Source organism: Avibacterium endocarditidis (assembly GCF_002921145.1).
Taxonomy (GTDB): Bacteria; Pseudomonadota; Gammaproteobacteria; order Enterobacterales; family Pasteurellaceae; genus Avibacterium; species Avibacterium endocarditidis.
This window is the reverse complement of sequence record NZ_PQVI01000143.1, coordinates 1-24,045: the sequence shown is the minus strand read 5'-3', so window position 1 is coordinate 24,045 and position 24,045 is coordinate 1. Positions and strand designations below refer to the sequence as shown.

Annotated in this window: 13 protein-coding genes and 11 pseudogenes; 6 read left to right on the top strand and 18 right to left on the bottom strand. The window is 42.1% G+C overall.

Going from position 1 to position 24,045, the window contains the following annotated elements; all coding sequences use genetic code 11:
- Positions 1-13 precede the first annotated feature (13 nt).
- Positions 14-1,577: pseudogene (ettA, locus tag C3Z13_RS10605) on the top strand (energy-dependent translational throttle protein EttA); the annotation flags it as partial.
- Positions 1,578-1,758: 181 nt separating this feature from the next.
- Here ettA and guaA read toward each other — a convergent pair.
- The 3 genes from guaA to guaB form a co-directional block, all read right to left on the bottom strand.
- Complete coding sequence (guaA, locus tag C3Z13_RS10600; RefSeq protein WP_103855888.1) at positions 1,759-3,318, bottom strand: glutamine-hydrolyzing GMP synthase; 1,560 nt, start codon at positions 3,316-3,318, stop codon at positions 1,759-1,761.
- A 191-nt stretch (positions 3,319-3,509) separates the two neighbouring features.
- Positions 3,510-3,734: a hypothetical protein gene (locus C3Z13_RS11960; RefSeq protein WP_219827915.1), complete on the bottom strand. Its 225-nt coding sequence runs from the start codon at positions 3,732-3,734 to the stop codon at positions 3,510-3,512.
- A gap of 4 nt (positions 3,735-3,738) precedes the next feature.
- On the bottom strand, positions 3,739-5,202 hold the full coding sequence (guaB, locus tag C3Z13_RS10590) for an IMP dehydrogenase (protein ID WP_103855887.1): 1,464 nt from the start codon (positions 5,200-5,202) through the stop codon (positions 3,739-3,741).
- Between the two features lie 174 nt (positions 5,203-5,376).
- Here guaB and birA point away from each other — a divergent pair.
- A pseudogene (gene birA / locus C3Z13_RS10585) lies at positions 5,377-6,310 on the top strand (bifunctional biotin--[acetyl-CoA-carboxylase] ligase/biotin operon repressor BirA).
- 84 nt (positions 6,311-6,394) lie between these two features.
- On the opposite strand, the pseudogene C3Z13_RS10580 reads toward birA, so the two are convergent.
- The 3 genes and pseudogenes from C3Z13_RS10580 to hldE form a co-directional block, all read right to left on the bottom strand.
- Positions 6,395-7,224: pseudogene (locus C3Z13_RS10580) on the bottom strand (DUF5718 family protein).
- A 138-nt stretch (positions 7,225-7,362) separates the two neighbouring features.
- Positions 7,363-7,700: pseudogene (locus tag C3Z13_RS10575) on the bottom strand (YegP family protein).
- Between the two features lie 235 nt (positions 7,701-7,935).
- On the bottom strand, positions 7,936-9,363 hold the full coding sequence (gene hldE / locus C3Z13_RS10570; RefSeq protein WP_103855890.1) for a bifunctional D-glycero-beta-D-manno-heptose-7-phosphate kinase/D-glycero-beta-D-manno-heptose 1-phosphate adenylyltransferase HldE: 1,428 nt from the start codon (positions 9,361-9,363) through the stop codon (positions 7,936-7,938).
- A 132-nt stretch (positions 9,364-9,495) separates the two neighbouring features.
- Here hldE and C3Z13_RS10565 point away from each other — a divergent pair, with 132 nt between their 5' ends.
- Positions 9,496-10,431 (top strand): Kdo(2)-lipid IV(A) acyltransferase, encoded by a 936-nt coding sequence (locus C3Z13_RS10565; protein ID WP_103855889.1) that lies wholly within the window; start codon positions 9,496-9,498, stop codon positions 10,429-10,431.
- An 87-nt stretch (positions 10,432-10,518) separates the two neighbouring features.
- On the opposite strand, the gene C3Z13_RS10560 is transcribed toward C3Z13_RS10565, so the two are convergent.
- From C3Z13_RS10560 to sstT, 6 genes and pseudogenes are all read right to left on the bottom strand, one after another.
- Complete coding sequence (locus tag C3Z13_RS10560; RefSeq protein WP_103855886.1) at positions 10,519-11,088, bottom strand: TorD/DmsD family molecular chaperone; 570 nt, start codon at positions 11,086-11,088, stop codon at positions 10,519-10,521.
- A pseudogene (locus C3Z13_RS10555) lies at positions 11,088-11,718 on the bottom strand (NAD(P)H-dependent oxidoreductase). The gene C3Z13_RS10560 and the pseudogene C3Z13_RS10555 overlap by 1 nt, the downstream one beginning before the upstream one ends.
- Before the next feature lie 4 nt (positions 11,719-11,722).
- Positions 11,723-12,171: pseudogene (locus C3Z13_RS10550) on the bottom strand (NfeD family protein).
- A gap of 56 nt (positions 12,172-12,227) precedes the next feature.
- The gene (locus C3Z13_RS10545; protein ID WP_103852710.1) at positions 12,228-13,148 is read right to left on the bottom strand and encodes an SPFH domain-containing protein; all 921 of its coding nucleotides are present in this window, start codon (positions 13,146-13,148) and stop codon (positions 12,228-12,230) included.
- 45 nt (positions 13,149-13,193) lie between these two features.
- Positions 13,194-14,637 (bottom strand): annotated as a pseudogene (gene modF, locus C3Z13_RS10540) (molybdate ABC transporter ATP-binding protein ModF).
- 65 nt (positions 14,638-14,702) lie between these two features.
- The gene (gene sstT, locus C3Z13_RS10535; RefSeq protein WP_103855885.1) at positions 14,703-15,947 is read right to left on the bottom strand and encodes a serine/threonine transporter SstT; all 1,245 of its coding nucleotides are present in this window, start codon (positions 15,945-15,947) and stop codon (positions 14,703-14,705) included.
- Positions 15,948-16,292: 345 nt separating this feature from the next.
- Between sstT and C3Z13_RS10530 the strand changes: the two genes are divergently transcribed.
- Positions 16,293-16,727 carry a LexA family protein gene (locus C3Z13_RS10530; RefSeq protein WP_415777638.1) on the top strand — a complete coding sequence of 145 codons (435 nt, stop codon included), beginning with the start codon at positions 16,293-16,295 and terminating at the stop codon, positions 16,725-16,727.
- Between the two features lie 81 nt (positions 16,728-16,808).
- The gene (locus tag C3Z13_RS10525) at positions 16,809-17,066 is read left to right on the top strand and encodes a DinI-like family protein (RefSeq protein WP_103855883.1); all 258 of its coding nucleotides are present in this window, start codon (positions 16,809-16,811) and stop codon (positions 17,064-17,066) included.
- Positions 17,067-17,689: 623 nt separating this feature from the next.
- Here C3Z13_RS10525 and arcA read toward each other — a convergent pair.
- From arcA to C3Z13_RS10505, 3 genes and pseudogenes are all read right to left on the bottom strand, one after another.
- Positions 17,690-18,403, bottom strand: a complete 714-nt coding sequence (gene arcA / locus C3Z13_RS10515) for a two-component system response regulator ArcA (RefSeq protein WP_103852715.1) — start codon at positions 18,401-18,403, stop codon at positions 17,690-17,692.
- A 248-nt stretch (positions 18,404-18,651) separates the two neighbouring features.
- Positions 18,652-18,774: pseudogene (gene ykgO / locus C3Z13_RS10510) on the bottom strand (type B 50S ribosomal protein L36); the annotation flags it as partial.
- A 9-nt stretch (positions 18,775-18,783) separates the two neighbouring features.
- Positions 18,784-19,050, bottom strand: a complete 267-nt coding sequence (locus C3Z13_RS10505; RefSeq protein ID WP_103852717.1) for a type B 50S ribosomal protein L31 — start codon at positions 19,048-19,050, stop codon at positions 18,784-18,786.
- Positions 19,051-19,304: 254 nt separating this feature from the next.
- Between C3Z13_RS10505 and C3Z13_RS10500 the strand changes: the two are divergent.
- Positions 19,305-21,019: pseudogene (locus C3Z13_RS10500) on the top strand (protein-disulfide reductase DsbD).
- Between the two features lie 113 nt (positions 21,020-21,132).
- Here the strand turns inward: C3Z13_RS10500 and trxA are convergent.
- The 3 genes and pseudogenes from trxA to C3Z13_RS10485 form a co-directional block, all read right to left on the bottom strand.
- Positions 21,133-21,455 (bottom strand): annotated as a pseudogene (gene trxA, locus C3Z13_RS10495) (thioredoxin).
- A 117-nt stretch (positions 21,456-21,572) separates the two neighbouring features.
- Positions 21,573-22,568, bottom strand: a complete 996-nt coding sequence (locus tag C3Z13_RS10490; protein WP_103855881.1) for a 2-hydroxyacid dehydrogenase — start codon at positions 22,566-22,568, stop codon at positions 21,573-21,575.
- An 18-nt stretch (positions 22,569-22,586) separates the two neighbouring features.
- Positions 22,587-23,695, bottom strand: a pseudogene (locus C3Z13_RS10485) (methionine biosynthesis PLP-dependent protein).
- Positions 23,696-24,045: the final 350 nt, after the last annotated feature.

The window sequence follows — 24,045 nt, the reverse complement described above, 5'->3', positions numbered from 1 at the left end:
TTGGTGTGCGTAGGGGTTAAATGGTGGACGGGGAAATCCTACCCTGCTGCGCATTAGTGGCTGGCGTGGAATAAAGTAATTTGGAGGGACGAACGCCCGTCCACACGCCGGGGATCAAAATCGGTTATCTTCCACAAGAACCAAAACTTGATCCGCAACAAACCGTGCGTGAAGCGGTAGAAGAAGCCGTGGCGGAAGTGAAAACCGCGTTAAATCGTTTAGATGAAGTCTATGGGCTTTATGCCGATCCTGATGCGGATTTTGATAAACTTGCCGCCGAGCAAGCCAAGTTAGAAGCCATTATCCAAGCGCACGATGGACATAATCTTGAAAACCAACTTGAACGTGCTGCTGATGCCTTGCGTCTGCCTGATTGGGACGCCAAAATCGAGCATCTTTCAGGGGGCGAACGCCGCCGTGTGGCACTTTGCCGCTTATTGCTCGAAAAACCAGATATGCTCTTATTAGATGAGCCAACCAACCACTTAGATGCCGAATCCGTAGCTTGGTTAGAGCGTTTCTTACACGATTATGAAGGCACAGTAGTTGCCATTACCCACGACCGTTACTTCCTAGATAATGTAGCTGGCTGGATCTTAGAGCTTGACCGTGGTGAAGGCATTCCTTGGGAGGGCAACTATTCTTCTTGGTTAGAACAAAAAGAAAAACGCTTAGCTCAAGAAGCCGCAGCTGAATCAGCTCGCCAAAAATCCATTGAAAAAGAATTAGAATGGGTTCGCCAAAATCCAAAAGGCCGTCAAGCGAAGAGCAAGGCGCGTATGGCTCGCTTTGAAGAGTTAAACAGCGGTGAATACCAAAAACGTAATGAAACCAATGAGTTATTTATTCCACCTGGCCCACGCTTAGGGGATAAAGTGATCGAAGTGAGCAATTTGAGTAAATCCTATGGCGATCGCACTTTGATTGATGATTTATCTTTCAGCATTCCAAAAGGCGCGATTGTGGGCATCATCGGCGCGAACGGCGCAGGAAAATCTACCCTTTTCCGTATGCTTTCAGGGCAAGAGCAGCCAGATAACGGTAGCATCACCCTTGGTGATACTGTGGTGCTTTCTTCCGTGGATCAGTTCCGTGATGAAATGGACGACAGCAAAACCGTATGGGAAGAAGTTTCACACGGGCAAGATATTTTGCGTATTGGCAACTTTGAAATCCCAAGCCGTGCTTATGTCGGACGCTTCAACTTCAAAGGTGTAGATCAACAAAAACGCGTGGGTGAGCTTTCAGGTGGGGAACGTGGACGCTTGCATTTAGCCAAGTTATTGCAAGCAGGCGGTAACGTGCTGTTATTAGACGAACCGACCAACGATCTTGACGTGGAAACCTTGCGCGCCTTAGAAAATGCGATCTTAGAATTCCCTGGCTGTGCGATGGTAATTTCCCACGACCGCTGGTTCTTAGACCGTATCGCGACCCATATTTTGGATTACGGCGATGAAGGCAAAGTCACCTTCTATGAAGGTAACTTCTCAGACTATGAAGAATGGAAGAAGAAAACCTTCGGCGCTGATGCTGTGCAACCCCATCGTATTAAATACAAACGGATTGCGAAATAATTGCATTAAAAAAGGCGAAATGGGGATTTCGCATTTTTCTTTGAAATCAAAATTCTTCATTAATGAAAAACTTTGTTATATGCAATATAAAATTGTAGGTAGCTGTCAATTGCAAATTTAAATATATCGCAAGCCACCTCATGTATACGTCTTCCTTGCATACTTTTGAGCAGTGTCTCCCCTACTCCCACTCAATCGTCGCAGGTGGTTTTCCGCTGACGTCATAAACTACGCGGGAGATGCCGTCTACTTCGTTGATGATGCGGTTGGAGATTTTGCCGAGTAGGTCATAAGGCAGGTGTGCCCAATGTGCAGTCATAAAATCAATGGTTTCTACGGCACGCAGGGAAACAACCCAGTCGTATTTGCGGCCATCGCCCATTACGCCTACGGATTTTACTGGTAGGAACACGGTGAAGGCTTGGCTAACTTTGTAATACCAACCTGAATTATAAAGCTCTTCAATAAAGATAGCATCGGCACGGCGGAGTAAGTCGCAGTATTCTTTTTTGATTTCACCGAGAACACGCACGCCTAAGCCAGGGCCGGGGAATGGGTGGCGGTTGAGCATTTCTGCTGGAAGCCCGAGGGCTAAGCCGATTTTACGCACTTCATCTTTAAACAATTCGCGTAATGGCTCTACCAAACCCAGTTTCATATAATCTGGCAATCCGCCCACGTTGTGGTGAGATTTGATCACGTGCGCTTTGCCCGTTTTGCTCGCCGCAGATTCGATCACATCAGGATAAATTGTGCCTTGTGCTAACCATTTGACGCTACTGAGTTTTTTCGATTCGTCATCAAACACATCAACGAACACTTTACCGATCATTTTGCGTTTTGCTTCTGGATCTGAAATGCCTTTTAAGGCGTTTAAGAAACGATCTTCGGCGTCCACTCGAATGATGTTTAAGCCGAATTTATCGCCAAACATTTCCATCACTTGATCGGCTTCGTTTAAGCGTAATAAGCCGTTGTCCACAAAAACGCAGTGTAGGTTTTTGCCGATAGCTCGATGTAATAATAAAGCAGTAACGGAAGAGTCCACGCCGCCTGATAAACCTAAAATCACTTCGTCATCGCCCACTTGCGCTTTAATGCGAGCCACGGCATCTTCAATGATATTTTCTGGTGTCCAGTTGCGTTCACAACCACAAATGCTCACCACAAAATTGGTTAAAAGGGCTAAGCCACTTTTGGTGTGGGTAACTTCTGGGTGGAATTGTACGCCGTAGAAATGATGGCTCTCATCAGACATCGCTGCAATCGGGCAAGTTGGCGTTGTTCCTGTGATTTGAAAGTGCGGTGGTAATTGAGTTACTTTATCGCCGTGGCTCATCCAAACATCGAGTTTGTGTTCGCCGTCATCTAAACTAGCGAAAAGTGCGGTTGGATTTTGTAAAGAAACGGAAGCATAACCAAATTCACGATGGTCAGAAGTTTCCGTTAAACCGCCTAACTGCATTGCCATTGTCTGCATTCCGTAACAAATTCCTAGCACTGGCACGCCAGCGTTAAACACATATTCAGGCGCGCGCGGGCTGTTTTCTTCCGTGGTGCTTTCCGGCCCACCAGAAAGAATAATCCCTGTTGGGTTAAATTCACGAATTTGTTCCTCTGTTACGTCCCAAGCCCACAGCTCACAATACACCCCAATTTCCCGCACACGACGGGCGATAAGCTGGGTATATTGCGAACCAAAGTCTAAGATTAAAATTTTGTGATTGTGGATGTTGTTCATTTTTATATCGCTATTTTTTTACTTTTAAAGGAAATATGTAAGCATTTCTTAAATTTGAATTTTTATCGGGTTGACGGTTTTTAACAATACTGCCACTCAACTCAACAATCCCCTTGTAAATATAAGTATTAGGTGCTTCATTCTCAAATAAATGTACTTCAACTCCATTCTCTTTTGATTCAGCAAGGGTTTTATTTTTGTCTATTAAGTTCTTGATCTCCTTCTAACCCCATTCCAGTATAATAGAAAATATCATTTTCCCATCTATCTCTATAGATCTCCTTGCCATATGTTTTTGTAATTAATACAAGAGTATTAGTTGTATTTGACTTTCTCATTCCACCTTGTGGAGCACATTTAAAAATATGGCATAATTCTTCGTTAGTAAATTTGTTATCTACTTTTAGATTTTTCATATCATTAACCCATTCTATAATTCGGCGCTTCTTTGGTAATGGTAACATCGTGGACGTGGCTTTCTTTGATGCCAGCACCGCTGATGCGTACGAATTGCGCTTTAGTGCGCAGATCTTCAATGGTCGCGCAGCCTGTTAAGCCCATACAAGAACGTAAACCGCCCATTTGTTGGTGGATAATTTCTTTTAAATAGCCTTTATATGGAATGCGTCCCTCAATGCCTTCTGGCACCAGTTTATCGGCGGCGTTATCGCTTTGGAAATAGCGGTCGGACGAGCCTTTGCTCATTGCGCCTAAGGATCCCATTCCACGGTAAGATTTAAAGGCACGTCCTTGGAATAATTCGATTTCCCCCGGTGCTTCTTCTGTGCCTGCGAACATTGAACCCACCATTACGCAACTTGCGCCAGCGGCAATAGCTTTGGCAATGTCGCCGGAATAACGGATACCGCCGTCAGCAATAACAGGAATGCCGCGATCTTTTAAGGCTTCGGCCGCATCGGCGATAGCAGTGATTTGCGGTACACCTACGCCTGTTACAATACGCGTGGTACAAATTGAGCCAGGGCCGATACCAATTTTCACCGCACTTGCACCAGCATCAGCAAGGGCAATCGCGCCTTCTGCTGTCGCCACATTGCCTGCAATAATTGGCAAATCAGGATATTTCGCGCGAGTTTCACGCACACGTTGCAACACGCCTTCGGAATGTCCGTGGGAAGAGTCAATTAACAACACGTCCACGCCAGCTTGCACAAGGGCTTCGATACGTTCTTCATTACCTGTGCCAGCACCTACTGCCGCGCCCACGCGTAAACGACCGAATTCATCTTTACAAGCGTTAGGTTTTTGTTCGGTTTTTTGGAAGTCTTTTAAGGTGATCATTCCTTTTAATTTGAAATCATCATTCACTACTAGCACTTTTTCTACACGGTGTGCGTGCATTAGGCTGAAAATTTCTTGGCTAGATGCGCCTTCTTTTACGGTAACTAAGCGATCTTTGGGCGTCATCAGATCCGCAACGGTTTTATTCATATCTTTCACAAAACGCGTATCGCGCCCTGTGATAATGCCTTCTAACGCGCCTTGGCTGCTCACCACAGGGAAGCTTGCAAAACCATTTTTCTTCACGATTTCCGCTAATTCGCCAATGGTTAAATCTGGGGTAACTGTGATAGGATCGGAAACAATGCCGCTTTCAAATTTTTTCACTTTACGCACGCGATCCGCTTGGCGTTCAATGCTCATATTTTTATGAATGAAACCAATACCGCCTTCTTGCGCAAGGGAGATGGCAAGTTTCGCTTCGGTAACGGTATCCATTGCGGCAGAAAGCATTGGGATATTTAAACGAATGGTTTTGGTTAATTGCGTGGATAAATCGGCAGTGTTTGGTAGCACGGTGGAATGTGCTGGAACGAGAAGGACATCATCAAACGTGAGGGCTTCTTTTAATACGCGTAGCATAGCAATATTCTCTCTGTAGAAGGGAAAATCCCTAAGGTTAATATGAAAAAAGGGTAAAAAATATTGCGGCGAGATTATACAGAGTTTATGCTGATTTGGGAATGGCAAACCGCAAATATTTTTTGTATTTAAAAAAATTCGCTACTTCTATTTTATAAAAGGAAAGAAAAAGAAATGTTTGAGCTTTTAACCTTGTTGGCAGACGGCAAGAAAAATTCTCGCCAAAATTTGACCGCACTTTTACATTGTGATGAAACGCAACTCAATGCTCATATTCAGGCGCTAAGCGAACAGGGCATAAAATTTGAACTAAACGGTGATGAAATCCAGCTCAAGCCAGAATTGCCCTTGCTTTCGGCGGAGAAAATAGAGCTACGTCTTGCGCCTTACCCCGTGCTGGTCAAACCTGTGATTCATTCCACAAATCAATTTTTATTAGAACAGATTGAGCAGCTAGAAAAAGGGCAGCTTTGCTTGGCAGAATATCAATACGCAGGGCGTGGGCGGCGAGGGCGTGATTGGCTTTCGCCCTTTGCTGGGCAGATTATTCTTAGCTCCTACTGGACATTTCCACCGCATATTTCGCTGAATGGGCTGAGTTTAGTTATCGGCATTGCCATTGCAGAAACCTTGCAAGCCTTTGGCGCGCAAAGCATCGGGTTAAAATGGCCGAATGATGTGTTATTGCAAGGGCGAAAGCTGGCGGGAGTGCTGGTGGAAATTGCTAATCGTAAGAATGGCTTGCTGAATTTGATTATTGGCATTGGCATTAACCTTGCCTTGCCGAAGCAGGCTAATATTAATCAACCTTGGGCAGAATTACGAGAAATTCTACCGCACTTTGATCGCGATGAAATCATCATCGCGCTAGTGCAGCGACTTTATCATTATCTCGATCTCTTTGAACAAAAAGGAATGGTATTTTTTTCATTCACGCTGGGCGGAATGGGATGCTTTTCTTAATCAGCCCGTGAGCTTAATCAGCGAAAATGCGAGCCAACACGGCATTGAGCGTGGCATAGACAGCGAAGGCTACCTGTTATTAGAAACGGAACAGGGCCTTGTGCGATTTAATGGCGGCGAAGTGTCGCTACGGCGAAAAGCGTAAAAGCCGAAAGATAAAATAAAAGGGGAAGGCTGTTTATGCTTCCCTTATTTTTCAAATATCGTTAAATCACCTTTTGCGCTTTCGTTAAATCACCTTTTGTACAAGGGCTGAAATATCTTCTGCAAAACGTTCTTGCGCTGCCATTTGCTCAATTTGTTGCGGTGAATATTTCTTGCCGTTATACACCACCACAATGCTCACATCGTCAGGTTGCAGAAAATGGCTCGTGCCGAATTCAGTATAACGGGTTGCACCAATGCTAATGATCGCTTGTGTTGGATAATTGGCTTTTTTCAGCAAATCAGCGATATGATTCATCGGGCCGAAATCAGGCTGATTATTCATTTGTCCCACAATCCAATCAAGCAATTTTTGATGAAAATAGCTGTATCCTAAAGCGGGGCTATCCACGCCATAAGCATTCATTTCGCCATCACGCTTATGAAAGCAAGCAATGCGATAATCATCAATTTCACTGCCTAAGTCAAAGGACGTAAGCGGAATTGTTGTCGCCGCCAAGCCCTTGGTTTCCTCGCCCCAGTTTTTCTTTTCACAAATTTTATTGGCATTAGGACGGCGGATCGAACAATCGTTATAAGCCGCAAAGGCGTAAGGCAAAAGTGCGGTAACTTTTTTCGCCAGAATATTGCACTTCACACAACAGAGCGATTTCAGGCTCAATCTGTAAATTATCCGCTCCCGCTTGCGGAAAACGAATATATTCGGCACTTAACGGATTGACCGCCAAAAAGTCATAGTCACCTAAGTTTTCTGCAGGCACATAAAAGGAAAATCGCTTTGGGCTGGTGGGTTTCTGCCGTTTTCACTTGGGCAAAATCCTTTGCCTCACCCGCTTGTTCCAAATGCCCTGCAAAATTGCCTGCCACGCCAAGGCCGATAACATTTTTTATCATTTTCTTGCTCCTTTTATCTTGATGACATATTCAAATCCTACAAGGTTATAAGGAATTTTCAAGGGGAAATTTCAGGGAGGAAATGATCTATTATTTTGATAAAATAAAAGCGAGAAACTCTCGCTTTTATCTTTTAAATTAGGCAGTTAAATCTTTAATTTGCGTTGTTGGCGCGTTGTTCATTACTGATTTCACCCCATTTTTGCCCCTTCTTGAGAAGCATAATATTGGCTGCGTCCGATTTCTTGATGATTTTTAGCTTTCAATACGAAATAAGGTTTCTCATTTTTCGCCACGCGGAACTCAAAATTCGCCTCATCGCTACCATTTTTTTGCACAGATTCAATGCCATTTAGCGCAGACGCTTTGGTTTTATATAATTCACTGGTCAAGATAATTTGCGAGTTTGCCGCATAAAGGTTAAACATAAATTGACCATCACTTGCTTTTTTCAATTCATACCAGCCTAAAGCCATACTATTTTCCTTCTTAATGAATCGTGGGATATTCCACCAGTTCATCATAAGCTTTTTTCTGTTTTTTCAATGGATTTATTAGAGTACCTTAATGACCTTAACTCAACTAACTAGACCCTATTACTAAAACTAAAAGAAAGAGAAACAAATTCAAGTTTATATCCTATAAAGCGCTAGGAATATAAAATTAAAAAGCAGAACTTTTATCCTATATCTCTCATTCTATTTAGCTGTATCACTTCAAACTACGAATTTTATTAATCACATTGCTGCTCGAAAAGCCGTTTTCGAAGTTTAGCACTTTGACCTCACCGCCGTTGGCGATAACTTCTTTGCCGCCTGCGATTTCTTCTGGTTTGTAATCACCGCCTTTGACTAACAGATCAGGCAACACTTCGCTGATTAAACGTTGCGGAGTATCTTCGCTAAATTCCACTACCCAATCTACTGCGGCAAGCCCTGCAAGTACAGCCATTCTGGCTTCCAGTGGGTTGATTGGGCGGCTTTCGCCTTTTAAGCGTTTCACGGAAGCATCGCTGTTTACTGCGACAATTAAACGATCGCCGAGCTTGCGGGCGTTATCTAGATAAGAAACGTGGCCGGGGTGAATAATATCAAACACGCCGTTGGTCATTACGATTTTTTCACCGCGCTGCTTGGCTTGCGCCACCGCTTCTTTAAGTTGTTGTTCGTTCATCACGCCAAAGCCAGTGGTTGTGCGTCCGTGAATGGCGTTTTCTAATTCTACGTTCGACACCGTAGAAGTCCCTAATTTACCCACCACAATGCCTGCGGCAACATTGGCTAAATAGCAGGATTCTTCAAAGCTGCGGCCATCTGCCAATGCCGTTGCTAACACGCTGATCACCGTATCCCCAGCACCGGTTACATCAAACACTTCTTTCGCTTCTGTTGGCAGGTGGAATGGTGGTTGATCTGGGCGGAGTAGGGTCATTCCTTTTTCTGAGCGAGTAACCAATAAGGCACTTAATTCAATATCTCGGATTAATTTTAAGCCTTTTTCCACAATGTCATCTTCGCTATGGCATTTGCCTACCACCGCTTCAAATTCTGACATATTTGGGGTTAATAGAGTTGCACCGCGGTAGCGTTCAAAATCGGTGCCTTTTGGATCAATTAGCACTGGCACGTTGGCTTGGCGGGCAATTTGGATCATTGCTTGTACTTGATTAAGTGTGCCTTTGCCATAATCAGAAAGGATCAAAGCGCCGAAATTTTGCACCGCACTTTGTAATTTTGCTAATAATGAATCGCTTTCTACGTTATGAAAATCTTCTTCAAAATCAAGGCGTAATAATTGCTGATGACGAGAAAGTACGCGTAATTTGGTGATGGTTGGGTGGCTGGCTAATTGCACGAAATTGCAATCAATGTTTTGCTTTTCTAACATTGTTGAAAGCGCCGAGCCTGCCTCATCTTGCCCTGTTAAACCGAGTAATTGCACTGGCACATTGAGCGAAGCAATATTCATTGCCACGTTTGCCGCACCACCTGCGCGCTCTTCATTTTCTTGCACACGCACCACTGGCACAGGGGCTTCAGGGGAGATGCGATTAGTTGCACCAAACCAGTAGCGATCTAACATCACATCGCCAAGAACAAGCACTTTCGCTTGTTGAAATTGAGTAGAATATTGCGCCATTTTGACCTCATTCTTTTCCATTAAATGACAAATTTTTGCAGATTTTACCATAGGATAAATGCTATTTACTAAAATTTCCGCTAAACTACCGCTTTGATTAAACCAATTTTAACGAACAGCTTTCTTTTAGTTATGGCAAATTCATCACTTCCAAGATTTCAACGTGCATTTCTCGCCCCAAAATATTGGGGATTTTGGATTGGTTTAGCCATTTGGCGGCTCATTCTTTTCTTGCCTTATCCCCTTTTGTTAAAGATAGGGAATGGATTAGGCTGGCTATTTTCTAAGTTAAGCGTTGGCAAGCGGCGAATGAAAATCGCTAAGCGAAATCTTACTCTTTGTTTCCCTGATTATAGCGAACAGAAAATTGATGACATTGCGCAGGCTAATGTGAAAGCCACGGGAATGGCGATTATTGAAACAGGAATGGCGTGGTTTTGGTCGGATAAACGGATCAAAAAATGGTCGAAGGTGGAAGGCATTGAATACCTAAAAACCTACCAAAAAGACGGCGTGATTCTAACGGGCGTGCATTTTCTTACCCTTGAGCTAGGGGCAAGAATTTTAGGGCTTTACACCCCCGGCATTGGGGTTTATCGCCCAAACGATAATCCACTAATGGATTGGCTGCAAACTTGGGGACGACTACGCTCTAACAAAGATATGCTTGATCGCAAAGATTTACGCAATATGATCAAAGCATTACGCCGTGGTGAAATTATTTGGTATGCGCCCGATCACGATTACGGGCGGAAAAATGCTGTTTTTGTGCCTTTCTTCGCGGTGAAAGATGCTTCCACCACAACGGGCAGTTATTATTTATTGAAATCTTCCCCAAATAGCAAAGTGATTCCTTTTGCGCCATTACGCAACGCGGACGGCTCAGGCTACACCGTGAAAGTATCCGCCCCCGTAGATTTTTCTGATGTCAATACTGAAATTGACATTGCCACTCGAATGAATCAAGTGGTTGAACAAGAAATCTTGCAAGGCGTGGAACAATATATGTGGCTGCACCGGCGTTTCAAAACCCGTCCAAATGAAAGTGATCCAAGTTTGTATGATTAGAAAATAAAAGGGTGAAATAATGTTTTCACCCTTTTTCATAGACATTACCCATTAAAGTGCGGTGGGATTTTCAGAAGTTTTTATACCTTAAAGAACGGTTTCTTCCAACTCATCAGCCATTGCAGAAAGGATTTCTCGGGAAAGAATGGCGAGTGAGCGGTAGAAAGGAAGATTGGCTTGTGTTTCCACAGCGGATAAAAATTTGCTTGCACAAGGTAGAAGAAACTCGGCGAATAAGGTTTTTTGGGCCTCTGTGGAATCAAGATTGTCTTCAATCCAAGAGGCGGTGAGAAAAATGAGAGGAAAACCCACCGCACTTTGTTCTACCTCAGGCATTCCTCGCTCTTGACGAAAGGCAAGAAAATCCGCGGGATCAATGTCATAAGTTGCAAGATCGGTTTTCACTAAGGGATTTTCGCCACCAAATAAGCGTTGGTATTCTTGATCGAGCAAGGCTAAGTCGATCTTCATTTGCAATGCGGCTAACGCTTGCTCGCTTTGCTTATCGGTTTCCAATGCCCAAAGGGCATTGAGCGGTTGTTGGTGTAACCAAGCAAAGACATTTTGCAAGGTGGCATCTTGCGGTGAGCGGTAAAACAGATTGCCGAATAAGCGGCTAATAAGAGAAAAATGGTTCAGGCTGTTTTCGTTGCTCATTATGGGGTTTCCTTACTGTTTGAGATTTCTTTTGCGGATAAAAGTGCGGTCAAATTTTGCGTTGTAATTTTCGCGGCGTCATCAAGCATTTGCTGGCGCGTCTTGTCATCAATAATATGAATATCGCCAAAGAATTTATGCTGAATATCGGTAATACCACAAAATTAAATAAGCCGTCCACCAAGCAATCACGCAAGGATTTATCAATGCCAAGCTGTTGATATTTCTCAACATTACTGCCAATGGTGATAAACTGTTGCATTTTTTGCCTTGCAATAAGCCGACAGATTGTCCGTCTTCTGTTTTATACGCAAAGCCGTGGCTCAGCACGCGATCTAAATAGCCTTTCAAAATTGCAGGAAAACCCATCCACCATAGGGGATAAACGAGAGTGATCAAATCTGCCTCACGAATGAGCTGATGTTCTTCGCGAATTTCTGCGGGAGTAATGCCTTGATTTGCCCCTTGTAATTCAGCCCACGAAATGACGGGATCAAAATTTAGTTGATACAAATCACGCACTTGGGTTTCCACTTTGAGCGCTCGGCTGGCGTTCAAAGTGCGGTCTAAGATGCTGCGATTAAAGCTGTCTTGCCCATTTGGGTGGGCGAAAATAATTAAATGTTTCATTGTGCTATTCTACTTTCTTAACAAATAAGGTGATCCCTTCCACGTTATACACTTCAATGGCATCGCCAACATGCAGGTGCTTGCCTTGAATTCGCCAAGTGGTGTCGCCAAAATGACCACGCCCAATGCCGTTTTCATTGATTTCTTGCACGATACCTTTTGTGCCGAGCATTGCGTGATCCCGTTGGTTTAATGAAGTGTGCGATTGATCTTGGAGATCTTTGCCGTGTTGGTATTTCCACCAAGAAAACTTAAATAATGGCTAAAATGGCATAGCCAATCATTAAAAAGGTTAAGGATAAGGTGACAAATAATGCCATTACGCCTGCGATAATAATTGCCGCCAAAACCCCACCAGAGCAAAAATACGCCCGGAATGAGAATTTCGGCAATTAATAAGCCAAAGCCTAAAATAAGCCAGTGCCACACTGACCAAGTTGCGAGCCATTCCATACTTATCCCCTTAGTTTATATTTAAAGGGGCAATGCCCCTGATATTGATAGGCAAATTATTGCTTTTCACCTTTTAATAGCTCGGCAATGCCTGCCACTGAGCCAATTAAATTGCCTGCTTCAAGTGGCATTAACACCACTTTACTATTATTTGCGCCACCAATTTCTTTTAACGCTTCAGTATATTTTTGTGCGATGAAGTAATTAATGGCTTTGGTGTTTCCGCCTGCAATGGCTTCCGACACCATTTGGGTGGCTTTGGCTTCTGCTTCGGCGGCACGCTCACGAGCTTCCGCTTGTAAAAAGGCTTCCGCACGTTCCCCTTCCGCTTTAAGAATACGGGATTGTTTTTCCCCTTCTGCGCGCAAGATTTCCGCTTGGCGAATCCCTTCTGCTTCTAAAATTTCAGCTCGTTTATTACGTTCCGCTTTCATTTGTGCATTCATTGCGGCGATTAATTCGTGTGGTGGACGCACATCGCGGATCTCAATACGCGTTACCTTGATCCCCCAAGGGTTGGTGGCTTCGTCCACAATGGATAACAAACGTCCGTTGATATTATCACGCTGTGAAAGCATTTCGTCCAATTCCATTGAGCCTAGCACGGTACGAATATTGGTCATCGTTAAATTGATGATCGCCTGCTCTAAATGGTTTACTTCATAAGCGGCACGGCGTGCATCAATCACTTGAACGAAACACACGGCATCAATGGATACATTGGCATTATCTTTTGAGATCACTTCTTGCGAAGGAATATCTAGCACCTGTTCCATCATATTGATTTTGCGCCCCACGCGATCCACAAAAGGCACAACAAAATTTAGCCCTGGGGTGAGGGTGCGAGTGTAGCGCCCAAAGCGTTCAATCGTCCAATGATAGCCTTGCGGTACGGTTTTCAAAGTGGAAAACAGCACAACAATCACAAAGATAACAAAGACGACCACAGCAACAGGAAAACCGTCTAACAATTCCATTTTTCTCTCCTTAAAATGGGGGATAACTGATTGAAGTCTAACAAATTAAATAGGCTTTTGTACATAGCGATAATGTCCATTTTCATTGACAAATTCAAATAAATGGGTGATACAACTTGGCGCGTCTTGATCTTGGTGGGAAACAAAAGTAATTGCGTTTCGCTGTTCATCACCAGTTGATCAATAAAGCCTTTAACCAGTTTACGATTCACGCCGTCTAGCCCTTGCAAGGGTTCATCTAAGATCAACACGGGCGGATGTTTTACCATTGCACGAGTGATCAGCAATAAACGCTGTTGCCCCCAAGACAAGGATTTAAACGGCTGATTAGCTTGCGCGGTTAAATTCAAGCGGGCAAGCCATTCCATCGCTTTAATATGTAAGGCATCTGGCACTTTTTGATAAACGCCAATGCTGTCAAAAAGCCCGATAGGATCACATCTCGCGCGGAGCAATTCACACGATAATCCATATGCAGTTGGCTGCTGACATAACCAATTTTTGTTTGATTTGCCAAATCGTTTCGCCTGAACCGCGTTGATTGCCAAATAAACGCACTTTATTAGCGTAAGATTGCGGGTGATCACCGCTAATCACCGAAAGCAAGGTAGATTTTCCTGCACCATTTGGGCCTTTGATCCACCAGTTTTCGCCACGCTTAACTTGCCAATCAAGTTTATCGAGAATTTTTTTCTCACCATATTGAATGGTAACCTGTTCTAATTCAAAGAGCGGTTGATTTTCATCGAGTTTTATCTCAGGGACTGCACGCTCAGGCAAAGGAATATGCTGGGCGGATTCTGCATAGTGAAGTTGTTGATAAAGACTTTGTTGCTCAATAGTTTGGCGCTCTCCTTGCAAAATAACCTCTTGATGTTCTAGCAGAGCGAGATGATTGGCCTCATCAGGAATATCTTCAAAACGATTTAAGATCAGCAAAATCGCCATTTTTTGTTGTAACTGCGCGAGCAATGCTTTCCATTCTTTGACGGATTGCTGATCCAGCCCTTCAAAAGGCTCATCTAAAATCAGCAAATCAGGTTGTTGCACTAAGGCTTGGCACAGCAATACTTTACGGCTTTCCCCCCGTGGATAGCTGGATAAAAGGGCGATCTAAAAGTGCGGTGATTTTTAACAGAGAAATATATTCTTCAAATAACGCTAGATTGCCCTGTTCAGCCAAAATGGTCTGCTTGGCCGTTTTGCCGAAATCATCAGGGCTGACGCCATCATTGTTGCGATCTTTAAAGGTTTCACTAACAATTTTCTGTTGTTTTTCAAAAGAAAGGGAACAAATAGTTTGGAAATGATTTTCCATTGTGCCTTCCAGTAAAGGCAATTTGCCTTCCAGCGCCAAGGCGAGCGCGGTTTTTCCACTGCCATTACTACCTACCACACCCCAATAAGCATTGGGTTGAATGGATAATTCATCAATTTTTGAGCGTTGATGATGGGCAAGCTGGAATGTTGCATTTTCGATCTTAATCATATTAGCTACCTATAAAAAAAGCGGAAATTTTCATCCGCTCTTTTTCTTTTTATCTTGAGTAAAGCTTAGCTTTTTTGCGCTTCTTCTTCAGAGATACACACCGCTGCAGTAAACACCACGTCAGTTGATGAGTTCAATGCGGTTTCTGCAGAATCTTGTAACACCCCGATGATAAAGCCTACGCCCATTACTTGCGCAGCAATGTCATTTGAGATACCGAATAAGCTACAAGCTAATGGAATTAATAATAATGAACCACCAGCCACTCCAGAAGCACCACAAGCACATACGCTCGCTACCACACTTAATAATAATGCTGTTGGGAATGAAACTTCCACGCCTAACGTATGCACTGCGGCTAAGGTTAATACGGTGATAGTAATTGCCGCACCCGCCATATTAATACTTGCACCTAACGGAATAGAGACAGAATAGGTATCTTCATTTAAGTTTAAGCGTTTCGCTAATTCCATATTTACAGGAATATTTGCTGCTGAGCTACGCGTGAAGAACGCCGTTAAACCACTTTCGCGTACACAAGTCCAAATTAATGGATACGGGTTACGACGTGTTTTCCAGTACACTAAAATTGGGTTTACTACGAACGCAGTAAACAGCATCGCACCGATTAATACGCATAATAAACGCACATAATCAAGTAACGCGCCCAAGCCTTTATCCGCAAGGGTTTCTGCCACTAAACCAAACACCCCGATTGGCGCAAAGCTAATGATGAAGTGAACGATTTTTGATACCCCTTCAGAAAGATCATTCATCACATTTTTAGTGGTATCTGACGCGTGGCGCAATACAACACCTAAACCGATTGCCCAAGAAAGGATACCGATAAAGTTGGCATTAAATAACGCGTTGATTGGGTTATCCACCACATTTAACACTAATGTGCCTAATACTTGAGAAACTTCACTTGGTGGCGATAAAGAATTTTCTTGCGTTTGTAGAGCGATTTCGGTTGGAAAAGCAAAGCTAAATAACACCGCAGTTAATGCTGCAAGGAACGTGCCTAACAAATATAAAACCACCACCGCTTTCATATTGCTTTGCGTACCAATTTTTTTATTCGCAATGGCTGAAATCACCAATAAGAATACAAGAATTGGTGCAACAGCACGCAATGAGCGAACAAAAACAGTCCCTAAAAAACCCGCTTTTTCAGCAAGGTTGAAACCGAGTACAGATTGCAAGCTTGGTGCAATGATCGCAAGTAGCAAACCTAGCACTAAACCAATAGAAATTCTTTTCACTAAACTTCCGTGAAAAAACAGAGAATATAAACGAGATGTGTTCATAATTATTTACAATGTTGTGTTTAAAACTGAAGATCAATGACTTCAGAAGATTGTTGATATTCAGATCTAAAATTAGATCCCCCATAGCGAGTGTAAAGATAGCCTAATTTTGTGCTAAAGAAAATATAAAATCGTAAATTAACGCACATTATTTGCATAAATATAGAAATATTTCCCTCTAAATTAGATAAAACACATTATTTTCTTCTTTCTTCCCTTGATTTGCCTTAGCCATACAAAAAAGTGAAAAAAAGTTTTTATACAGTATTGACGAACTGTATAAAACACCAGTATTATCTTCACTGTATAAACAACCAGTGAATTGATGATTAGCGGAGCATTATGATGAATTACCTCAACGAACAAGCACCATTTTCCTATCAGCCAATGCCATTTTTAACGGATAGCGAGTCTTTCAACTCAACCTTTAATCGAAAACTTGATTTAAACCTATATTGCATTAAACGCCCACAAAAAACCTGCTTTGTTCAGGTAACCAATCCAAATATGTTGGCGTGGGGAATTGAAATGGGCGATATGCTTGTGGTGGAACAAAGCGATCATCTTAGTATTGGTGATTTAGTCGTAATGGAACAAAATCACCAATTCTGCGTATATGAGTTTGCTGCCTATGACGGTAAAGAATTTATCTTTCTGCCGCTAGACGCAAAAATGCAAAGCATCAAATGTGAAAAGTGGTCTGCGTTGCCGATTATTGGGGTCATCACCAATACCATTCATCAAATGAAACCTAAAAAGCAAATGCGATTTGCCGCTTAACACCCTAAAAATAAAAGTGCGGTGCAAATTTTCTCATTTTTGCTGAACAGAATAAATAATCAAGAAAATAAGGAGAACATAATGAAACAGTTAGACATTCGTTTTATGAAAGAAAACGACAAAAAACGCCAAGAATATCAATTAAAAGTTATTGCTAAGCTCCAAGAAGTATTGCCACGAAAAATCGCAGAAAAATTTGATGATATTCATATTCGTATCCGTTTTTCCAGTACGGCTGGCGTAGATGTAACAGGGATTAAAAACAAAGACGAGAAAGAACGCCTGATGGAATATTTAGAAGAACTGTGGAACGACAGCTCGTTAGTTGAACTGGATTGATAAAACAAAATAGAAAGTAATATTAATTGTCACTAGTTTCCCATATTAACGACGATATTGACGCACTTGCAATAATAGTTGCGCAGTCAAAACATCTTCATTTATCAATAATAAGGAATTAGACAATTGTTCTGAATCCGTGCTACATCATCAAAAAACTCAGCTTAATCTTCCTCTTTAAGCTCTACTGCATAGTAAATTCTCTGTAGTCCCAAGTTTCCTTGCCAAAAATTACACTGTGATCATTTTTCGACTGAAATTAAAAGGCAAGTTGCTCAACAAATTAATCTAGGATATTTATAACTACAATCAGTAAATATAAGGGGATGCCTTAATAATGATGAGCCTACCACCTACAGCCAATCTATTCATGCAATCCCCAAAGGCCTAGCCATCACACAATAGACGTTAAATATAAATTTCCTCATTTTGTCAAATGATTTCACAAAAAATATTCAATAACCTTACCGTACTTTATCCGTCTGATTTAAGATATTTGGGCATATTACAATCGGTAGCAAAGACCAACATATCTAGGGTAATATCTAGTGTACCGCGCGTATCTAAAATAATAACATCATAGCCTTATAATTTTAGGGGCGCGCTTAAAAAATAGAGGAATCCTACTCCTCTATTTCCCCACAAAACCGATACCCTTCACCGTGAATAGTTGAGATAAGTTCTGGGGTGTCGGGGTGATCTTCAAAATGTTTACGAATGCGACGAATAGTAACGTCCACCGTTCTATCTTGTGGCTTTAGTTCTCGCCCTGTCATTTTTTTCAATAATTCTTCGCGAGATTGGATTTTTCCAGGGTTTTCGCAGAATTGTAACATTGCACGAAATTCGCTACGTGGGAGTTTGTATTCTTCACCTTCTGGATTAATTAAGGTGCGGCTGTTGAGATCTAACGTCCAGCCGTTGAAACGATATTGTTCCACTGGTTGTGAACTTTGCTTGGTGTTTTCAGCCATCGTACGTTGTAATAAATTTCTCGCACGAATAGTTAATTCTCTCGGATTAAAAGGCTTGGTGATGTAATCATCAGCACCGATTTCTAAACCTAAAATTTTATCTACTTCATTATCACGCCCAGTTAAGAACATTAATGCCGTGTTGGTGGTTTCGCGCAATTCTCGTGCGAGCATTAGCCCATTTTTACCAGGTAAATTAATGTCCATAATGACAAGATTAATGTCTTGACTGGAAAGAATTTTGTGCATTTGTACGCCATCATTGGCTTCAAATACGTCATATCCTTCTGCTTCAAAAATGCTTTTTAGCGTGTTTCTTGTAATGGTTTCATCTTCAACGATTAAAATTTTTGCGGTAACCATATTCGCATCTCTTCCTTTCCAATATTGATTGGCGAGTTAAAACTAACAATTCTAGGGTATTCTAAGTTTGCCATTGTATAATTGCAACATTATTGTAACAAGTAGGATAAATGAATTCTGCGTGCTTTTATGATCTAAATCATAGGTTTTATTGCTTTATTTTATAAAAAAGAAAACGCTCTCTGAAAAATTCAGAGAGCGATATGGAAATATATCTTATAACATCTTAGCGTTTTTTCTTTTTGCCCCCTTGACGCGGCTTTAAAGCGTGGATTTTCTTTACAAATAACGTACACCACGCCGTGACGACGGACCACCTTGCAGTTTGGATGACGAGTTTTGGCAGTTTTTAATGAAGAAAGTACTTGCATTATGTCTCCTTATTTTGATTTTAGCGAGCCGAATTTGCTGTATCTGTTTAGGAAGCTACTTGCTCTGCCTTCGTTATTAATTTGTCTGGTTTTTCCCGTATAAAATGGGTGTGATGCAGATGAAGTATCACACATAAAGACAGGATACTCTTTGCCATCTTCCCACTTCATTGTTTGAGTGGTTCTGGCGCAAGAACGAATTAAAAAGCCTTGTTTGGCATTGCTGTCGTAAAAAAGCACCGTGCGATAATTTTCAGGGTGAATCCCTTTTTTCATTTCAAACTCCTTATTTTTCATTGCGAAATAACTAGGTTTGGCATACTACATCAAATAGGAATGGTTATCAACTCTTATTTTTCTTTAAAAAATAAGTAAGAGAGATCTAAGATAGAAACGAACGGCAGAAGACGATAAAAGTAAAGAATCCAAGACTTTTCATACATTCAGCCTTGCCTGATTGTGCTAGAATAGCTAACATTATTTTATGCCATTGGGCTTATCTTTTATTTTCAACGAGTTATGGCTTTTTAATGAAAAAGATCCTTTTTATTTTTCTCTATTTTTGCACCGCACTTGTAGCGCAAGCAGGGCTTTTTGACAGCAAACCGCAATTTTTAAAAGCGGACGAGGCCTTTCAATTTACAGCGCAATCTCAGGCGGAAAGTTTGCAATTGGCGTGGCAAATTGCGCCAGATTATTATCTCTACAAAAAAGAAATCTTGCTTGAACAAGGGGAACAAAAGGTCGCAAATTTCCCTTTTCCGCCAGCAGAAAAATATCAAGATGAATTTTTTGGCGAAACGGAAATTTACCGTGATCATCTCAGCTTAAATGTGCCCATTTCATCAGCAACGCCACAAACCTTTTCTGTTACCTACCAAGGTTGCACGAAAGGATTTTGTTATCCGCCTGAAACCAAAACCGTGCAATGGCAGCCTTCTGCAATAAATTCAGCAGAAAAAACAGTGCAAAAAAACACCGCACTTTTCCCAGCGTTAAACGAACAACAATCCTTGGCACAACGCCTGTTTGAAAGCAAATATGCGGTATTTGGCTTTTTCTTATTAGGCTTAGGCTTGGCGTTTACCCCTTGTGTATTGCCAATGTTGCCGCTGCTTTCTGCTGTGGTGATTGGCACAGGGCAACGTCCAAGCACGGCGCGCGCGTTGGGATTAAGTCTTGCTTATGTGCAAGGAATGGCGCTCACTTACACCTTGCTCGGCTTAGCCGTGGCCGCCATCGGCTTGCCGTTCCAAATTGCGCTGCAAAGTCCTTATGTACTTATCGGTTTATCGGTGATTTTCGTTCTGCTCGCCTTATCAATGTTCGGTGTGTTCACCTTACAACTGCCTTCATCATTACAAACCAAACTCACCTTGTTAAGCCAAAAACAAAAGAGCGGTGCATTTGGCGGCGTTTTTGTGATGGGAATGATCGCCGGCCTTGTTGCATCTCCTTGCACTTCCGCACCGCTATCGGGCGCATTGCTCTATGTGGCGCAAAGCGGAGATCTATTTACTGGCGCAATCACCCTTTATTTACTTGCGTTGGGAATGGGCGTGCCACTGATTTTAGCCACGGTTTTCGGCAACCGCATTTTGCCAAAATCAGGCGAATGGTTAGAAAAAGTGAAAGTGATTTTCGGCTTTGTAATGCTTGCTTTGCCGGTTTTCCTGCTTTCTCGTATTCTGCCTGAAATCTGGGAAAATCGTTTATGGGCGCTACTTGGCGTGTCTTTCTGCTTATGGGCAGGCTTGCAAATCAAAGGGCAGGGCATTGGCTGGGTGTTGCGTATTGGATTTTTTATCTTAGCGATGATCTTGGTGAAACCACTGCAAACTTGGCTCTGGAATGAACCTGATTTAGCGCAAACAACGCGTGCGCATCAAACCGCATTCCAAAAAGTAAGCAGCTATGATGAACTACAAAAAATCTTGCAAAAAAACGACCGCACTTTTGCAATGCTTGATCTTTATGCCGATTGGTGCGTGGCTTGTAAAGAGTTTGAAAAATATACTTTTTCCAATGCCAATGTTCAGCAGGCCTTTGACGATATTTTATTGTTACAAGTAAATATGACAAAAAATAGCCCAGAAAACAAAGCGTTAATGGAAAAACTGAATGTGTTAGGCCTACCCACCATCATCTTTTTTGATAAACAAGGTAACGAAATTCACTCCGCCGCATTACAGGATTTATGAATGCTGATGAATTTTTGGAGTGGTTGGAAGTGCGTTTAAATTAGACAATCCACTGGTGTAACTTTGTAGAACGCCAGGTTAAGCGAGGTATAATACAAGATTTACATAATTGAAATTAAAACAACCCCCATCATCTGATGGGGTTATTTTTAGTGGATTAACTATTTTGTGCAATAAATGCCGCTAATTGATTTTAGGCAATGCGCCTACTTGCGAAGCAACGGCTTTTCCTTCTTTAAACATTAATAAAGTTGGAATGCTGCGAACGCCAAATTGAGCTGGTGTTGCTTGGTTTTCGTCAATGTTGATTTTTACGATTTTCACTTTATCGCCTAATTCCGCCGCTAATTCATCAAGAATTGGGCCAACTATACGACAAGGGCCACACCAAGGCGCCCAGAAATCTAATAATACAGGTACATCTGATCTTAAAACATCAGCGTCGAAAGTAGCGTCAGTGGTATGTAATACTTCACTCATTTTATTTTCCTTATTTTCTATTATCTAATTCGCCATAGGCTATGGCGTTTTCCTTAATATGGGGCGATGATAGCATAAATTCAAGCTATCATCACTAATCAATGTAATTGTTAAAAGTTAAGATGGCAGCACTAAATTTGGGCAAGGTTTGCCTGTTTTTAGGCTGTAAATATTTTCTAAAGTTACGCTAGAAATACTGGTCAGCGCTTCCTCCGTCAAGAAGGCTTGATGTCCCGTAAGCAACACGTTATGGCACGAAGATAAACGGCGGAAAACATCATCTTGAATTACTTCATTTGATTTGTCTTCAAAGAAAAGATCTCGCTCGTTTTCATACACGTCCATTCCTAACGCCCCGATTTTACGCTGTTTTAACGCATCAATCGCTGCCTGTGTATCGATCAACGTGCCACGGCTGGTGTTAATAATCATCACGCCATCTCGCATTTTCGCAAAGGCTTCACGATTCAGCAGGTGATAATTTTCAGGGGTTGCGGGGCAATGTAGCGTAATCACTTGCGAACGGGCATATAATTCGTTTAATTCCACATATTCTGCACCAAGTTCCTCCGCAACGGGGTTTTTGAAGGGATCATAAGCCAAAATGTGCATACCAAACCCTTTTAAAATACGTATTACGGCAATGCCAATTTTCCCTGTACCAATCACCCCAACCGTGCGTCCGTGCATATTGAAGCCGGTCAATCCCTCAAGGGAAAAATTCGCTTCACGTGTACGTTGATAAGCGCGGTGAATACGGCGATTTAGGGTCAGCATTAAACCTACAGTATGTTCTGCCACCGCTTCTGGCGAATAAGCTGGTACACGAACCACTTGAATACCTAATTCTTGTGCGGCTTTGAGATCCACATTATTAAAACCAGCGCAGCGCAAGGCCACCATTTTTACTCCAAGTGCGGCCAATTTTTCCAATACTTTTCGGCTGCCATCGTCATTCACAAAAATGCACACCACATCGCAATGTTCTGCCATTTTGGCGGTAGATTCCGTGAGCATAAAATCAAAAAATTCCAGCTCAAATCCATACTTCACATTGACTAATTCTAAATATTTGCGATCGTAGCTTTTGGTGCTATAAACAGCGACTCTCATTTTATTCTCCCTGCTTTGTTATTTTAATTGGGCGAAAGCTTGTAACAGATCCGCTTTGAGATCTTCCACATCTTCCAAGCCCACCGAGAAACGTAGCAGACAATTACACACACCACGTGCAATACGCTCCGCCTCAGGAATATCCATATGGGTTTGAGTCGCAGGATAAGTGATGAAACTTTCTGTGCCACCAAGACTTTCTGCAAAGGTAATGAGTTTAATCGCTTTCAAGAATGGATTAACCCAAGATTCATCTTGCAAACGGAAAGAGAGCATTCCCCCTTTATTCGGATAAAGCACATCTTTCACTTGTGGCTGCTCAGCAAGGAATTTCGCGAGTTCTTGCGCATTTTTCTGATGACGTTCCATACGCAATGCCAAGGTTTTCATTCCACGAATGGTCAAAAAGCTATCAAATGGCGAAAGCACTGCGCCCGCACCATTTTGAATATAAAACAGACGATCACAAAGTTCTTGCCCATTAGCTACCACCAAGCCCACTAAGGCATCATTATGCCCTGCGATATATTTTGTTCCGCTGTGGATCACAATATCCGCGCCACATTCCAAAGGACGGAATAGCACCGGAGTTAAGAATGTATTATCTACGATAAGTAATAAATTGTGCTTTTTCGCCAATTTTGCAATGGCTGGCACATCACATTCTTCCATTAATGGATTTGACGGCGTTTCCACAAAAATCGCTTTGGTATTTGGCGTGATTGCTTGCTCGATCGCTTCTAATGAAGCGGTGTTCACGTAAACGGGTTTTACTCCGTGGGTATTTTTATACGCAAAATCCAATAAACGATAAGTTCCACCATATACATCGCTCGATACAATCCATTCATCGGGCGCGGCGAATAATTGCATAATTAACTGAATCGCCGCCATACCAGAAGCGCAAGCAAAACCACGTTCACCGCCTTCTAATTTCGCAATGGTTTCTTCTAAAACAGTGCGTGTTGGGTTTTTCGTGCGGGTGTAATCGTATCCCGTGCTTTCCCCAATACCGTGATGACCATAGGCAGTAGAAGGAAAATAGGCGTGGAAACTGCGCCTGTTCTTTCATCTGTGCGATTGCCTGCTTGCGCGAGTAGTGTTTCGATTTTGTATTGCTGTGTCATATTATTCCTCGTAAAAATTGCAAAAAAAAAAATTTCACCGCACTTTTATCTACAATCCCAAAAGAAAAAGGTGTGCGATTCAAATAAATCATATTTTCACATTTTGGCACAAAGGATCGCCTGTTTAAAGTAGATTTTAAATTTAGTTTTGCGATGAGATAAAAAGATTAAAAACGATCTAAATTTATCCATAAATTGCTTTGTTTTAAAACACACTTACTCACCTTGCATTTTTTTTCATCAATCAATAATATTTTTTTATATTTTTAATTGACAGCGTTCAAGAAGTCAGTAAAATGCACGCCACTGACAGCGAATGTGTTGCAGCGAAAGCGGGAATAGCTCAGTTG